Origin of the sequence: Cupriavidus malaysiensis, from assembly GCF_001854325.1 — a bacterium.
Classification (GTDB): Bacteria; Pseudomonadota; Gammaproteobacteria; order Burkholderiales; family Burkholderiaceae; genus Cupriavidus; species Cupriavidus malaysiensis.
The window spans coordinates 3429021-3443173 of the sequence record NZ_CP017754.1; the positions used below are offsets into that span (position 1 = coordinate 3429021).

A 14153-nucleotide genomic window follows, 5' to 3' on the forward strand; every position below is an offset into this window, starting at 1 on the left:
CGGAAAACGGGAAAGCCGTCAATGGCGCACGGGTACGAACGGATCGCTGCCCGCGACCGGCATGGCATTGGCGGTTCCGCTCAGACTGGGCTGGGGGACCCGGCGCGAAGGTGCCGACGGCTGCGCATAATGTAACACGATCCCCGTGCAGGCCATGGCAAGAACAAGGGCCGGATATGCCACCTGGACCGCTATGGCGATAGGCCCCCGGTTCGTACCGCTGCGCGCCGCCCGCACTCGCAGCGCGCGGCGCGAGCGGGCGGCACCAAAGCAAAAAGCCCCGAAGCAGATGCTTCGGGGCTTTCGCTGATCTGGAGGCGGAGGTCGGAATCGAACCGGCGTACACGGCTTTGCAGGCCGCTGCATAACCACTCTGCCACCCCGCCAGGCGACATTTTCTGGATTGTATCCGCAATCAGCCACCCAACGGGGCGACGCGGCCACAAGCCAAAACAAAAGGGAAGCCGGGCTTCCCTTTGGGATTGGAGCGGGAGACGAGTCTCGAACTCGCGACCTCAACCTTGGCAAGGTTGCGCTCTACCAACTGAGCTACTCCCGCGTACTACTACTCAAACCACTAGGCTTGCCCGCCACAGCATCGAACTTGTCGATCGTCTGGCGTACTCGCCGAAACCTGGAGCGGGAGACGAGTCTCGAACTCGCGACCTCAACCTTGGCAAGGTTGCGCTCTACCAACTGAGCTACTCCCGCAGGGATATCATCAACTACTTCGCTTTGCCAATCGCGCGCTAACTGCTGCCTACTGCAGCGTTCTCGCACCAGCTTCGCTTTACCTCGCTGTTTCGTTTGCGTCGTCAGCAGCGAGAACGAGATTATTGCAAAGGACGATTCCGGACGTCAAGCTTTTTTTGCATTCGCCCTCACTTTTGCGTGTGGGCCTCCCCGACCAGTGCGCTGCGCTCGCGGATCTGCGGCCACGCCAGCTTCATGTAGTACACCATCGACCACAGTGTCAGCACCGCCGCCAGGTAGATCATCCAGGTGCCGAGCACGCTGGCGTCGATGCCACCGGACAACGGGCCGTTGAACAGCAGCAGCGGGATCGCGATCATCTGGAAGGTCGTCTTCAGCTTGCCCAGGAAGTTGACCGCCACGCTCTTGGAGGCACCGATCTGCGCCATCCACTCGCGCAAGGCCGAGATCGTGATCTCGCGACCGATGATGACCAGCGCGATCAGGTCGGTGACCCGCCCCAGCGCCAGCAACGACAGCAGCGCCGCCGTCACCATCAGCTTGTCGGCGACCGGATCGAGGAAGGCGCCGAAGGACGAAGTCTGGTTCCAGCGCCGCGCCAGGAAGCCGTCGAGCCAGTCGGTGACGGCGGCGATGATGAAGAAGACTGCCGCCGTCAGGTTCTTGGCATGCATCGGCACCCATGCCTCCGGCAGGTAGAAGACCCCCACCACGAGCGGGATCATGGCAACGCGGAGCCAGGTCAGCAGAATCGGGATGTTCAGGGGCATGGGTCGGGGCGCGGGAAACAGCGGTCGAAGCGGTGGACAACCGTGAGATTGTCGCCGATTTCCCCCCTCGGGGGGCCATTCCGGCATTCCACGCGGCCGGACTGGCCGGATGGCGGCCCCGTCCAGGGCGATGCAGGTACTCTCCGGCACCGGTGTTCTCTCAGTGCAGCTGGCGATAGATCTCCTCGGCCAACGCGCGCGAAATGCCCTCGACGCTGGCCAGCTCGTCGACGCTGGCGGCCACCACGCCGCGCAGCCCGCCGAAGCGGGTCAGCAGCTTCTGGCGCCGGCGCGCGCCGACGCCTTCGATTTCCTCCAGCCGGGAGGTGGTACGCGCCTTGGCACGGCGCGCGCGCATGCCGGTGATGGCGAACCGGTGAGCCTCGTCGCGGATCTGCGCCACCAGCATCAGCGCGGCGCTGCCCGGCCCCAGTTCCAGTGCGGCGCGGCCATCGGCAAAGACCAGCGTTTCCAACCCGACCTTGCGGCCCTCGCCTTTCGCCACGCCGACCAGCATGCCGATATCGAGGCCGAGTTCTTCGAACACCTGCCGCGCCACCTCGACCTGGCCCTTGCCACCGTCGATGAGCACGATTTGCGGCAGTTGTACCGGCTCGCCCGCGCCGGCCCCCTCTTCCTGCTCGACCAGCTTCTGGTAGCGCCGCGTGAGCGCCTGGCGCATGGCGGCATAGTCATCGCCGGGGGTGATGCCCTGGATGTTGTAGCGCCGGTATTCGCTGTTCTGCATTTCGTGGTGGTGGAACACCACACAGGACGCCTGCGTCGCCTCGCCTGCCGTGTGGCTGATATCGAAGCACTCGACGCGCAGTTCGGCCAGGTCGTCGGGCTCCAGCCCGATGGTCTCGGCCAGGGCGCGCGTGCGAGCCTGCTGGCTGCCCTGCTCGGCCAGGCGCCGCGCGAGCGCCAGCGCCGCTCCCTGCTGCGCCATCTCGAGCCAGGTGCGGCGCTGGCCCTGCGGCTGGCGCACCAGCGAGACCTTGCGGCCGGCCTGCATGGCCAGCGCTTCCGCCAGCGCGCGATCGGCCGGCAGGTGGCTGACCACCAGGATGGGCGGCGGGGGCTGGTCCAGATAGTGCTGCGCCATGAAGGCAGCCATCACGCCACCGGCAATGCGTTCGACAGCGCTGCCGGCGGCCTCCTCTGCTGGCGCGGCGCTGCCCGGCGCCCTCTCGCCTGCCTCCCCTGCCGGCGCTTCGGCGGCGGCCTCCACCGGCATGGCCTCGAGCGCCTCGTCGCCGACGATCATCGCCGCCTCCTCGGCATGGGCCGGGAAATAGGCCCGATCGCCCAGGTGGCGCCCGCCCCGCACCATGGCGAGATTGACACAGGCACGCCCGCCCTCGACTGCGACCGCCAGAATGTCGATGTCGCGCGCCAGCCCCACCTCTTCGACCGCCTGGCGGCTCAGCACGGTCGACAGCGCCGCGATCTGGTCGCGCACGACGGCGGCCTGCTCGAATTCGAGCTGCTCGGCATACCGCTCCATCTTGGACTGCAGCCCCTCCAGCACCTCGGTCTGGCGCCCCTGCAGGAAGCCGGCGGCATTCTGCACGTCGCGCGCATAGTCGGCCTCACCGATCGCTCCCACGCAAGGACCGGTGCAGCGATGGATCTGGTGCAGCAGGCAGGGCCGCGTGCGGTTGTTGAAGACGGTGTCCTCGCAGGTGCGCAGCTGGAACACGCGCTGCAGGATCTGCATGCTCTCGCGCACCGCATGCGCGCTGGGGAAGGGGCCGAAGTACTGGTGCCTGCGGTCGGTCGCGCCCCGGTAGTAGGCCATGCGCGGGAAGCGGTGCCCGCTGAGCTTCAGGTAGGGATAGGACTTGTCGTCGCGGAACAGGATGTTGTAGCGCGGCGCCAGCGCCTTGATCAGGTTGTTCTCGAGCAGCAGCGCCTCGGCCTCGGTGCGGACCACGGTGGTTTCGATCTGCGCGATCTTGGCCACCATCATCGCGATGCGCGGCGACAGCTGCGTCTTGTTGAAGTAGCTGGAGACGCGCTTCTTCAGGTCGCGCGCCTTGCCGACGTAGAGCACGCGGCCGTCGCTGTCGAGATAGCGGTAGACGCCGGGCAGGCCGGGCAATTGCGCGATGACAGCCTTGGGATCGAATGCCGGCGGCGTGGCGGAGGATGCGGATTCCTGCTCTGACATGGGCGGATCTGGAGACACGGCACGGGTCCCGGCGCACGGCGCGGCCGGGACACGCTCTAAAATCGCAAGTGTAGAGCAATCCCCGGCCATGCCGGCCCGCCGTATCCGGCCTCCCCTACCGATCCCCCAAAGACCCCTGTCATGCCCATCCGTTCCTGGGACATCTTCTGCACCGTGATCGACAACTTCGGCGATATCGGCGTCTGCTGGCGGCTGGCGCGCCAGCTGGCGCAGGAGCACGGCCACACGGTGCGGCTCTGGGTCGACGACCTGAACGCCTTCGCGCGCCTCGCGCCCGGGCTGGATCCGACGGCGCCGCAACAACGCATCGCCGGCGTCGAGATCCGCCCCTGGCCGCGCGACGAGCCCGCCGCCACCACGGTGTTCTGCGAGGCCGTGCCGCACGATGTCGTGATCGAGGCCTTCGCCTGCACCCTGCCCGAGCCGTTCCTGGCGCGCATGGCAACGCGCGTGCCGCATCCCGCCTGGATCAACCTGGAGTACCTGAGCGCCGAGCCTTGGGTGCGCGACTACCACGCCATGCCGTCGCCGCATCCGCGCCTGCCGCTGACCAAGCATTTCTTTTTCCCCGGCTTCGAGCCGGGTACCGGCGGCCTGCTGCGAGAAACAGCGCTCGGCGCCGAGCGCGAGGCCTTCCTCGGCAGCGCCGCCGCCCAGGCGGCGCTGTGGCACCGCCTGGACGCGCAGCCGCTCGCCGAGGCGCTCAAGGTGAGCCTGTTCGCCTACGCCAACGCGTCCCTGCCGGCCTTGCTGCAACAATGGCGCGACGGCCCCCGCCGGGTGCAGTGCCTGGTCCCGCTGGGCCTCGCCGCCGACCAGGTCGCAGCCTGCCTGGACACCCAGGCGCAGGTGGGCCGGCATTTCACGGCGGGCGCCCTCAGCGTGCACTTCGTGCCCTTCGTGCGCCAGGAGCACTACGATGAACTGCTGTGGGCCTGCGACCTGAACTTCGTACGCGGCGAGGACTCCTTCGTACGCGCGCACTGGGCCTCCCGCCCGCTGGTCTGGCAGATCTACCCCCAGGCCGACGACGCGCACCGGGCCAAGCTGGACGCCTACCTCGAACTGGCCGGGCGCCATGCCGACCCCGCCGCCAGCGCGGTGCAGACCGCCTTCTGGCACGCCTGGAACGGCTTCGGCGGCGAGGTCGACTGGCCCGCGCTGGCCGCCCGCCTGCCGGCCCTGCAGGCGGCAGCCGGGAACTGGCAGCGGCGCCTGCGCCACCTCGGCGACCTGGCCGCCAATCTGGTGGCTTTTTGCGAGAATCAGGTAGAATAACGGGTTGATTTGATGGCGACCGGCCCGGAAAACCGGGGTAGCCTTCGCGCAGTGCCTGTCCCGCCCGACGATCCGCCAAAAGCGCGGCCGCCAAGCGGACGGATGTCTCGGCGGGAGCACCTGGAGCGTCGGCTCGACGCACAGCGGCGGCGGGATTGCAGTGGATCTTGCGGGTCTGCAACGCGCCAGCGCACATCATCGCCATCCCGCATTCCGGGACTTTCTTTTTCAGGAAATCAGTTCAGATGAAAATCGCACAAGAACTCCGCGTCGGCAACGTGTTCATGATGAACGGCGCTCCGATGGTGGTCCAGAAGGCCGAGTACAACAAGTCGGGCCGTAACGCCGCCGTCGTCAAGATGAAATACAAGAACCTGCTCACCGAAGCTCCGGGCGAGTCGGTGTTCAAGGCCGACGACAAGTTCGAAGTGGTGGTGCTCGAGCGCCGCGAATGCACCTACTCGTACTTCGCCGACCCGATGTATGTGTTCATGGACGCCGACTACAACCAGTTCGAAGTCGAGAAGGACAGCATGGGCGACGCGCTGAACTACCTCGAGGACAGCATGGCCGTGGAAGTGGTGTTCTACAACGAGAAGGCCATCTCGGTCGAACTGCCGACCAGCCTGGTGCGCGAGATCGTCTACACCGAACCCGCCGTCAAGGGCGACACCTCGTCGGGCAAGGTGCTGAAGAGCGCCAAGATCAACACCGGCTTCGAACTGCAAGTGCCGCTGTTCTGCAACATCGGCGACAAGATCGAAATCGACACCCGTACCGGCGAATACCGCAGCCGCGCCAACTAAGGCGATGCACCGTGCGCGCCCCGGCGTGCGCGGCGGGACGAAGAAAGGGCAGCCTCGGCTGCCCTTTTTCTTTTTTCTTACGCTCGGCCGCTTGCCTCGTCCGGCTCACCCGGCGGCCGCCCGGCCACCGGGCGAGCCGGACGCAACGCAACTCAGGCGACCAGGTCCAGCGCCTTGAGCTGGCGCAGCGCTGCGCGGTACTGCGGCTGGCGGTGCAGCTTGTTCCAGTCGAGCGGCCTGCGGCGCGCAAACAGCTTGCGGATGCGTCGCTGCGATGCCTTGCCGATGGTCACATCCAGCTCGTCGAGCAGCTGGTCGGCACGCTCCGGATGGTTGCAGATCAGCACCATATCGCAGCCGGCGCCGAGCGCCGCGCGGGCCGCCTCGGTCACGCTGCCGGCCACGCTGGCTCCTTCCATGCTCAGGTCATCGCTGAAGATCACCCCCTCGAAACCGAGCTGGCTGCGCAAGATGTCCTGCAGCCAGATGCGCGAGAAGCCCGCCGGCTGCGCGTCCACCTGCGGGTAGATCACATGGGCCGGCATCACCGAGGCCAGCGACAGCCCCATCCAGTCGTAGGGCCGTGCGTCCTGCGCCAGGATCTCTTCGAGCGGGCGCTCGTCGATCGGCACCGCCACGTGGGAATCCGCAGCAACATAGCCGTGCCCCGGGAAGTGCTTGCCGCAGTTGGCCATGCCGGCCAGAAGCAGGCCGTGGGCCAGGTGGTTGGCCAGCATGGTGACCACGCGCGGATCGGCGTGGAAGGCGCGGTCGCCGATCACCGCGCTGCGGCCATAGTCGAGGTCGAGCACCGGCGTGAAGCTCAGGTCGATGTCGCAGGCCCGCAATTCGCTGGCCAGCACATAGCCGCAGTCGACCGCCGCCTTGGTCGCGGCCAGCACATCGCGATCCCACAACTCGCCGAGGCGGGACATCGCCGGCAGGTGCGTGAAGCCATCGGTCTTGCAGCGCTGCACCCGCCCGCCTTCGTGGTCGATGCAGATCAGCACGTCGTCGCGCACCGCGCGGATGGCGCGCGTCAGGGCCAGCAACTGCGCGCGCGACTCGAAATTGCGCGCGAACAGGATCACGCCACCGGTCAACGGATGCGCGATGCGGCGCGCATCCTCGGCGTCGAGTTGCTTGCCGACGATGTCGAGCACCACGGGGCCCGGCCGCTTGCCGGAGATCAGTTGAGTCATGGAGTATCTTGTTCCGGTTCGGTAGCACGCGCGGCGCCGGCCGCCACGCGCTCGGCGATCGCGAAGGCGACCGCATAGTCTTGTTCATCGCTGACGCTGACGCGCACCGCCAGGCCGCGCGCGCGCATCCATTCGGCCAGTTCGCCGCTGCACTGGGCGACGGGCTCGCCCGAGGGCAGGTTCAGCAGCTCCATCGCGCGCCAGGTCATGGGCCAGCGCATGCCCAGCCCGATGGCCTTGGAAAAGGCCTCCTTGGCGGCAAAACGGGTGGCCAGGAAGGCCAGCCCCCGCTTCTCGGAGCGGGCCAGGCGGGCATGGTACTTCTCCAGTTCGCGCGGGCCCAGGACCTTCTGTGCGAAGCGTCCGCCGGTGCGCGCCATCACGCCACGCACGCGCTCGATCTGGATGATGTCGGTACCCAGTCCGTAGATCACGCCGGCGCGCTCCCGCCCGGCCCCGGATAGCGCGTGCCGAGGCGCGCCGCGACCATGATCGCCTTCATCTCGCGCACCGCGTTCTGCCAGCCGGCGAAGACAGCATGCGCGACGATGGCGTGGCCGATGTTCAGTTCGGTGATGCCCGGCAGCGCCGCGATCGGCTGCACATTGGTGTAGTGCAGGCCATGGCCGGCGTTGACCACCAGGCCGTGGCGCAGGCCGGTCTCGACGCCATCGGCAACGCGACGGAACTCGATCGCCTGTTCATCTGGCGTGTGCGCATCGGCATAGCGGCCGGTGTGCAGCTCGATCACCGGCGCGCCGCAGGCGGCGGCGGCTTCGATCTGCTCCGCCTGTGCGTCGATGAACAGCGAGACGCGGATGCCCGCGCCGGCAAGCTGGCGGCAGGCGGCCTTGACCTGCTCGAAGCGGCCCGCCACATCGAGCCCGCCCTCGGTGGTGACTTCCTCGCGGCGCTCCGGCACCAGGCAGACATCCTGGGGACGGATCTCGCAGGCGATGTCGAGCATCTCCGGGGTGATCGCGCATTCGAGATTCATGCGGGTGGCCAACTGCGGACGCAGCGCGCGCACATCGGCATCGCGGATATGGCGGCGGTCCTCGCGCAGGTGCAGCGTGATCAGGTCGGCGCCGGCCTCCTCGGCCTGCAGCGCGGCCTGGATCGGATCCGGATAGACCGTGCCGCGCGCATTGCGCAGCGTGGCGACGTGGTCGATGTTGACGCCGAGATCGATGACACCGGGATGGGCGTGGAAGATCATGCGAGTCTTTTGGTAAGGTCTCAGAGATAGTGCAGGTCGATCAGGATCTGGCGCGTCCTGAGCGGTTCGCCCTGCAGGTAATAGTGCAGCAGGAAACGCATCAGCGCGCGGCTCTGCGCCGCCGTCTGCGCCCTGCCATAGTCATCCTGGGCCATGTCGAGCAGGGACTGGCCGCCGATCACCGGCCATGACGACGGATCGCTCGCGTGCGCCGGCCGCACGCCTCGCTCCGGATGGTAGACATAGTCCACCTCGGGCCGCACCCGCTCGCCGGTGCTGGTACAACGGTCGAAGGCCACGGCAAAGCCGGTTTCCTGCAGCAACGTGCGCTCGAAGCTGCGCAAAACCAGGCCAGCGGGCTCACCGTGGCCGAGCCGCGTCAAGGTGGCCATGTAGTGGCGGAACAGCGCCGCGTGGCCATCTTCGCGCGGGCAGAAGCGCAGCAGCAGTTCGTTCAGGTAGAAGCCGGACAGCAGCGCGTCGGCGGCAAGCGGCAGCATGCCGCCCACCCACTCCGCCTTGGTCAGGGTCTTGACCTCGCCCCTTCCGCTCCAGGACAGCGCGATCGGCTGGAAATGCTGCAGCACAGGACGCAGTGCGGAATGCGCGCGCTTGGCGCCCTTGGCCACCAGGGCCATGCGGCCATGGTCCCGCGTGAACACGTCGAGGATCAGGCTGGTCTCGCGGTAGGGCCACGAATGCAGCACGAAGCCCGGCTGGTTGTTGACGCGCACCTCGCTGCGCGCCGGCATGATGCGCAGGGCGCGGTCCATCATCGCGCGCTGCTCGGCGACGCTCGCGCCGCGCACGTCCTGGACGCCCAGGACCTCCGCCGCATCCTCGGCCACCGGATCGCCGCGGCGGCCGCCGCGCGGGCCCTGCCCGCCGCCCGCCAGCTCGGGCATCTTGCTCACCCGGTCACCCGCTCATTCGTAGCCGTAGGCGCGCAGCCCGGCCTCGTTGTCGGCCCAGCCGCCCTTGACCTTGATCCACAGCTCCAGGTAGACCTTGCCATCGAACAGCTTTTCCATGTCGAGGCGGGCCTCGGTGGAGATCTGCTTGAGCTTGCTGCCCTTGTTGCCGATGATCATGGCCTTGTGCGCGTCGCGCTCGACCAGGATGGTGGCGAAGACGCGGCGCAGGCGCCCTTCCGTCTCGAACTTGTCGATGATGACGGTGCTGGTATAGGGCAGCTCGTCGCCGGTCCAGCGGAAGACCTTCTCGCGGATGATCTCCGAGGCAAGGAAGCGCTCGCTGCGGTCAGTGAGCGCATCGGCGCCGTACATCGGCTCGCCCTCGGGCAGATAAGGCCGGATGATGGCGAACAGGCGCTGGATATGGTCGCGCGTCTTGGCCGACATCGGCACCACTTCGCGGAAGGGGAAGACCTGCCCCATCTTTTCCAGGAAGGGCATGACCACCGCCGCGCGCTCGGCACCGATGCGGTCGAGCTTGTTGACGATGAGCAGCACCGGCACGTTTTTCGGCAGCAGCGCCAGCACCTTCTCGTCGTCCGGGCCATACTGCCCGGCCTCGACCACGAACAGGACCAGGTCGACCGTCGACAGCGTCGACGTGACGGCGCGGTTCAGCGAGCGGTTGAGCGCGCTGGCATGCCGTGTCTGGAAACCGGGCGTGTCGACGAAGACGTACTGCGCGTCCTCGCTGGTCTGGATGCCGACGATGCGATGGCGGGTGGTCTGCGCCTTGCGCGAGGTGATGCTGATCTTCTGGCCGACCAGCGCGTTCATCAGCGTGGACTTGCCAACGTTGGGGCGGCCGACGATGGCCACGGTACCGCAGCGGAAGCCGGCGGGAGGGGTGTCCGCGGCATCCTGCCGCGGCGCTTGGGATTCGGTCATTCCTTCAACCTGAGAGACAACTGAGGATCGGGCGGCGCCGGCTGCTTGCGGGTCTTGCCGGTACGCTCGGCGCGGCTGCGCTTGAGCAGCTGGGGCACCAGCTTCTGGACCTCTTCGAGGGCCAGCTTGGCCGCCGCCTGCTCCGCCGCGCGGCGCGACGCGCCCGTGCCGAACACACGCACCTCCAGTTTAGGCACCGTGCATTCGACTTCAAACTGTTGATTGTGCGCCGCACCATGCGTGGCGATCACGCTGTATTGCGGCAGGGCGATCTTGTGGCCTTGCAGGTACTCCTGCAGCAGGGTCTTGGCGTCCTTGCCCAGCGTGCGCGGATCGACCTGTTCCAGGATGGGGATGTACAACTTGCGGATCAGGGCCCGCGCGGCGTCGAAACCGGCATCGAGGAAAACTGCGCCGACGATAGCCTCCAGCGCATCGGCCAGGATCGAGGGACGGCGGAAACCGCCGCTCTTCAGTTCGCCCTCCCCCAGGCGCAGCACGTCGGAAAGCTGCAGCATCTGCGCGATCTCGTACAGCGCCTGCTGCTTGACGAGGTTGGCGCGCACGCGCGACAGGTCGCCTTCGTCGAGCTTGCCGAACATGCCGTAGAGCATGTCGGCCACGGCGCAGTTCAGCACCGAGTCGCCGAGAAACTCCAGGCGCTCGTTGTGCTGGGCGCTGTGGCTGCGGTGCGTCAGCGCCTGTTGCAGCAATTCGGGCTTGCTGAATCGGTAGCCGAGTCGTTGCTGCAAGGCGTCGAGGTTCATGTCAGTACTGCGTTCCCGAATAGGTAATCAAAAAACTGAGCGGGCCATAGATCGGGACCTCGCTGCGGTAGGAGAAACTGACCGCCCCTATGCCTCCGCCCTCGCTTTCCTGGATGTCCAGGTCGTCGCCGCGCAGGGCCGTGATGCGGTCGATCTGGGCCTGCTTGTCAAAATAGCCCGCCACCTCCTGCTTGCCGGAAGCCTGCTGGCGGGCATAGGCTACCGCACGCTTGACCGAGAAGTACTCCAGCAGGCTCGGGATCGTCTTGATCACCGGAATCACCACGCCCACCGCCACCAGGACCACCACCAGCAGGGTTCCCAGCGAGAATCCTCGCATCCGGGTCGGCCGGAGCCGCCCTCCACCGACTGCTCCGCTCCGCCCCGTCTGACCCATTCTGCGCCTATCCTAGCTTGTTATGGTGAGGTGATACGCTGGCTCCACACGGCTGCCCCGGCCTACTTGAAGGAACCGATGCGGCCGAAATTGCCAAGGTTCATCCAGATCAGGAAGGCCTTGCCGACGATGTTCCGGTCCGGCACGAAGCCCCAGTAACGGGAATCCAGGCTGTTGTCGCGATTGTCGCCCATGACGAAATAGTGACCCGGCGGCACCTTGCAGGTCAGCCCCTGCTGATTGTAAGTGCAGTTCTCGTGGAAGGGAAAATCCGGGTCCGCCCCCGAGACATAAGCCGGCCGGTCCGGGTCGTTGAGGATTCCGTGGTCGGGCCCCGCGGGCAGCTTCTCGCGGAAATGCTTCGAATAAGCCAGGCGCTCCTCGTCCAGGTAGTCGGGCAGCGGCGCGTACTCCGCCGGCTTGCCGTTGATGGTAAGGCGCTTGTCCTGGTAGCTGACCACGTCGCCGGGCACGCCGATCACACGCTTGATGTAGTCGAGGGACTCGTCCTTCGGGTAGCGGAACACCATCACGTCGCCGCGCTGCGGTTCGCCGATATCGAGGACCTTCTTGTTGATCACCGGCAGCCGGATACCGTAATCATACTTGTTGACCAGGATGAAATCGCCGATCAGCAAGGTGGGGATCATCGAGCCGGAAGGGATCTTGAACGGCTCGACCACGAAGGAGCGCAGGACGAATACCGCCAGGATGACCGGGAAGAAGCTGGCCGAATACTCCAGCCACCAGGGCTGGCGCAGCTTCTCCTCGGCCAGGCGGCTGCGCGAATGGTCCAGGTCGGACTGGCCGTAGCGCTGCAGCTCTGCCTGGCGCGCATCGAACTCGGCCAGCGCCGACTGCGCGGCCAGGCGCCGCTGCTTTTCGAAGACGAGCTTGTCGGCGACCCACGCGATGCCCGTGACCACCACCAGCACAAAAAGAATCAGTGCAAAGTTCATGACGGCTTGCTTGTTGACGATTATTGGTTAAGCCCGGCTGCTGCGCCGCCTGCATGCCGCGCGCACCGGTGCCCCCCTTCTCTTGCCGCTTCCCTTATTTCTCTTCGACCTTCAGGATGGCGAGGAAGGCCTCCTGCGGGATCTCGACGGTGCCGACCTGCTTCATGCGCTTCTTGCCGGCCTTCTGCTTTTCCAGCAGCTTCTTCTTGCGCGAGATATCGCCGCCATAGCACTTCGCCAGCACGTTCTTGCGCAGCGCCTTGACGTTCTCGCGGGCGATGATGTTCGAGCCGATGGCCGCCTGGATCGCCACGTCGTACATCTGGCGCGGAATGATCTCGCGCATCTTGGCCGCCACCTCGCGCCCGCGGTACTGCGAGTTCGAGCGGTGCACGATCACCGAGAGGGCATCCACCTTGTCGCTGTTGATCAGGATGTCCACCTTGACCACGTCGGACGGCCGGTATTCCTTGAACTCGTAGTCCATCGAGGCATAGCCGCGCGACACCGACTTGAGCCGGTCGAAGAAGTCCATGACGATCTCCGCCATGGGGATCTCGTAGGTGAGCTGCACCTGCTTGCCGTGGTAGCTCATATTGATCTGCGTGCCGCGCTTCTGCGTGCACAGCGTGATCACCGAGCCGACATAGTCCTGCGGCATATACAGGTTGACGGTGACGATCGGCTCGAGGATCGCCTCGATCTTGGCCGGGTCCGGCATCTTGGCCGGGTTCTCCACCGTGACCATGGTACCGTCGCGCAGCTGTACCTGGTAGACCACCGTCGGCGCGGTGGTGATCAGGTCCATGTCGAACTCGCGCTCGAGCCGCTCCTGCACGATCTCCATGTGCAGCAGGCCGAGGAAGCCGCAGCGGAAGCCGAAGCCCAGCGCTTGCGACACCTCGGGCTCGAACTGCAGCGAGGCGTCGTTCAGGCGCAGTTTCTCCAGCGATTCGCGCAGCGCCTCGTACTGGTTGGCCTCCACCGGATAGAGGCCGGCGAACACCTGCGGCTTGACCTCCTTGAAGCCAGGCAGCGGCGACTCGGCCTTGCGTGCCACGCTGGTGATGGTGTCGCCCACCTTGGCCGCCTTCAGTTCCTTGATGCCGGCGATGACGAAGCCGACCTGGCCGGCCGAAAGCGCGTCGCGCTGGATCGACTTAGGCGAGAACACGCCGACCTGCTCGACCAGGTGCTGGGCGCCCGTGGCCATCAGCAGCACCTTGTCCTTGGTGCGCAGCGTGCCGTTGACCACGCGCACCAGCATCACCACGCCGACGTAGTTGTCGAACCAGGAATCGATGATCAGCGCCTGCAGCGGCGCGTCCGGATCGCCCTTGGGCGGCGGCACCTTGGCGATCAGCGCCTCGATCACGTCCGCCACGCCCTGGCCGGTCTTGGCCGAGCACGGCGTGGCGTCATGCGCGTCGATGCCGATGACGTCCTCGATCTCCTGGATCGCGTTTTCCGGATCGGCCTGCGGCAGGTCGATCTTGTTCAGCACCGGCACCACTTCGACGCCCAGCTCGATCGCCGTGTAGCAGTTGGCGACGGTCTGCGCCTCCACGCCCTGCGAAGCGTCGACCACCAGCAGCGCTCCCTCGCAGGCCGACAGCGAGCGGCTGACTTCATAGCTGAAGTCGACGTGCCCCGGGGTGTCGATCAGGTTCAGGTTGTAGACCTTGCCATCACGCGCCTTGTAGCTCAGCGCCGCGGTCTGGGCCTTGATGGTGATGCCGCGCTCCTTCTCGATATCCATCGAATCGAGCACCTGCGCCTCCATCTCGCGGTCTGACAGGCCGCCGCAGAGCTGGATGATGCGGTCGGCCAGGGTCGATTTCCCGTGGTCGATGTGGGCGATGATCGAGAAATTGCGGATATGGTCCATCTATATACAGGGAAAGCGCCGGCGCGAAGGGCCGGGCGACAAAGCTAGGGAACGACCCGGAATTGGCGCCCGCCCGGGCGCGTCCGCTCCCGGTCGC

The 14153-nt window shown here is 66.5% G+C and carries 13 protein-coding genes and 3 tRNA genes; 2 read left to right on the forward strand and 14 right to left on the reverse strand.

All coding sequences use genetic code 11. The annotated features are described in order from the left end of the window. Positions 1 to 312 precede the first annotated feature (312 nt). From BKK80_RS15480 to uvrC, 5 genes are all read right to left on the reverse strand, one after another. Positions 313 to 386 (reverse strand) — tRNA-Cys (locus tag BKK80_RS15480). 97 nt (positions 387 to 483) lie between these two features. Beyond that, positions 484 to 559, reverse strand: a tRNA-Gly gene (locus BKK80_RS15485). Between the two features lie 76 nt (positions 560 to 635). Further along, positions 636 to 711 (reverse strand) — tRNA-Gly (locus BKK80_RS15490). A gap of 170 nt (positions 712 to 881) precedes the next feature. Further along, a complete protein-coding gene (pgsA, locus tag BKK80_RS15495) occupies positions 882 to 1484 on the reverse strand; it encodes a CDP-diacylglycerol--glycerol-3-phosphate 3-phosphatidyltransferase (RefSeq protein WP_071014226.1) in 603 nt (200 codons plus the stop codon). 160 nt (positions 1485 to 1644) lie between these two features. Further along, complete coding sequence (gene uvrC, locus BKK80_RS15500) at positions 1645 to 3657, reverse strand: excinuclease ABC subunit UvrC (protein ID WP_071014229.1); 2013 nt, start codon at positions 3655 to 3657, stop codon at positions 1645 to 1647. Positions 3658 to 3798: 141 nt separating this feature from the next. Here uvrC and earP point away from each other — a divergent pair, with 141 nt between their 5' ends. Both earP and efp read left to right on the forward strand, forming a co-directional pair. Next, positions 3799 to 4956 carry an elongation factor P maturation arginine rhamnosyltransferase EarP gene (earP, locus tag BKK80_RS15505; protein WP_071014230.1) on the forward strand — a complete coding sequence of 386 codons (1158 nt, stop codon included), beginning with the start codon at positions 3799 to 3801 and terminating at the stop codon, positions 4954 to 4956. A 245-nt stretch (positions 4957 to 5201) separates the two neighbouring features. After that, positions 5202 to 5762 carry an elongation factor P gene (efp, locus tag BKK80_RS15510; RefSeq protein ID WP_071014233.1) on the forward strand — a complete coding sequence of 187 codons (561 nt, stop codon included), beginning with the start codon at positions 5202 to 5204 and terminating at the stop codon, positions 5760 to 5762. Between the two features lie 152 nt (positions 5763 to 5914). Here efp and nagZ read toward each other — a convergent pair whose 3' ends face one another. From nagZ to lepA, 9 genes are all read right to left on the reverse strand, one after another. After that, positions 5915 to 6964: a beta-N-acetylhexosaminidase gene (gene nagZ, locus BKK80_RS15515; RefSeq protein ID WP_071014236.1), complete on the reverse strand. Its 1050-nt coding sequence runs from the start codon at positions 6962 to 6964 to the stop codon at positions 5915 to 5917. Continuing rightward, entirely contained in the window at positions 6961 to 7398 is a 438-nt protein-coding gene (gene acpS / locus BKK80_RS15520; protein ID WP_071070150.1) for a holo-ACP synthase, read from the reverse strand. The genes nagZ and acpS overlap by 4 nt, the downstream gene beginning before the upstream one ends. Continuing rightward, a complete protein-coding gene (gene pdxJ / locus BKK80_RS15525; RefSeq protein WP_071014242.1) occupies positions 7395 to 8183 on the reverse strand; it encodes a pyridoxine 5'-phosphate synthase in 789 nt (262 codons plus the stop codon). Before pdxJ ends, acpS begins: the two co-directional genes overlap by 4 nt. A gap of 20 nt (positions 8184 to 8203) precedes the next feature. Continuing rightward, positions 8204 to 9088 (reverse strand): DNA repair protein RecO, encoded by an 885-nt coding sequence (recO, locus tag BKK80_RS15530; protein WP_071016493.1) that lies wholly within the window; start codon positions 9086 to 9088, stop codon positions 8204 to 8206. A 21-nt stretch (positions 9089 to 9109) separates the two neighbouring features. Continuing rightward, positions 9110 to 10045: a GTPase Era gene (gene era / locus BKK80_RS15535; protein ID WP_071014244.1), complete on the reverse strand. Its 936-nt coding sequence runs from the start codon at positions 10043 to 10045 to the stop codon at positions 9110 to 9112. Further along, a complete protein-coding gene (gene rnc / locus BKK80_RS15540) occupies positions 10042 to 10812 on the reverse strand; it encodes a ribonuclease III (protein ID WP_071014245.1) in 771 nt (256 codons plus the stop codon). Before rnc ends, era begins: the two co-directional genes overlap by 4 nt. Position 10813: 1 nt before the next feature. Next, positions 10814 to 11152, reverse strand: coding sequence for a DUF4845 domain-containing protein (locus BKK80_RS15545; RefSeq protein WP_231907929.1), 339 nt, complete (start codon positions 11150 to 11152; stop codon positions 10814 to 10816). Positions 11153 to 11271: 119 nt separating this feature from the next. Further along, positions 11272 to 12168, reverse strand: a complete 897-nt coding sequence (gene lepB, locus BKK80_RS15550) for a signal peptidase I (protein WP_071014251.1) — start codon at positions 12166 to 12168, stop codon at positions 11272 to 11274. A 94-nt stretch (positions 12169 to 12262) separates the two neighbouring features. Next, entirely contained in the window at positions 12263 to 14056 is a 1794-nt protein-coding gene (gene lepA / locus BKK80_RS15555; RefSeq protein WP_071014254.1) for a translation elongation factor 4, read from the reverse strand. Between the last annotated feature and the right edge of the window lie 97 nt (positions 14057 to 14153).

Coding starts and splice junctions, on each gene's coding strand:
- pgsA (WP_071014226.1), bottom strand. CDS start 1,484: ATGCCCCTGAACATCCCGATTCTGCTGACCTGGCTCCGCGTTGCCATG.
- uvrC (WP_071014229.1), bottom strand. CDS start 3,657: ATGTCAGAGCAGGAATCCGCATCCTCCGCCACGCCGCCGGCATTCGAT.
- earP (WP_071014230.1), top strand. CDS start 3,799: ATGCCCATCCGTTCCTGGGACATCTTCTGCACCGTGATCGACAACTTC.
- efp (WP_071014233.1), top strand. CDS start 5,202: ATGAAAATCGCACAAGAACTCCGCGTCGGCAACGTGTTCATGATGAAC.
- nagZ (WP_071014236.1), bottom strand. CDS start 6,964: ATGACTCAACTGATCTCCGGCAAGCGGCCGGGCCCCGTGGTGCTCGAC.
- pdxJ (WP_071014242.1), bottom strand. CDS start 8,183: ATGATCTTCCACGCCCATCCCGGTGTCATCGATCTCGGCGTCAACATC.
- recO (WP_071016493.1), bottom strand. CDS start 9,088: ATGCCCGAGCTGGCGGGCGGCGGGCAGGGCCCGCGCGGCGGCCGCCGC.
- era (WP_071014244.1), bottom strand. CDS start 10,045: ATGACCGAATCCCAAGCGCCGCGGCAGGATGCCGCGGACACCCCTCCC.
- rnc (WP_071014245.1), bottom strand. CDS start 10,812: ATGAACCTCGACGCCTTGCAGCAACGACTCGGCTACCGATTCAGCAAG.
- BKK80_RS15545 (WP_231907929.1), bottom strand. CDS start 11,152: ATGCGAGGATTCTCGCTGGGAACCCTGCTGGTGGTGGTCCTGGTGGCG.
- lepB (WP_071014251.1), bottom strand. CDS start 12,168: ATGAACTTTGCACTGATTCTTTTTGTGCTGGTGGTGGTCACGGGCATC.
- lepA (WP_071014254.1), bottom strand. CDS start 14,056: ATGGACCATATCCGCAATTTCTCGATCATCGCCCACATCGACCACGGG.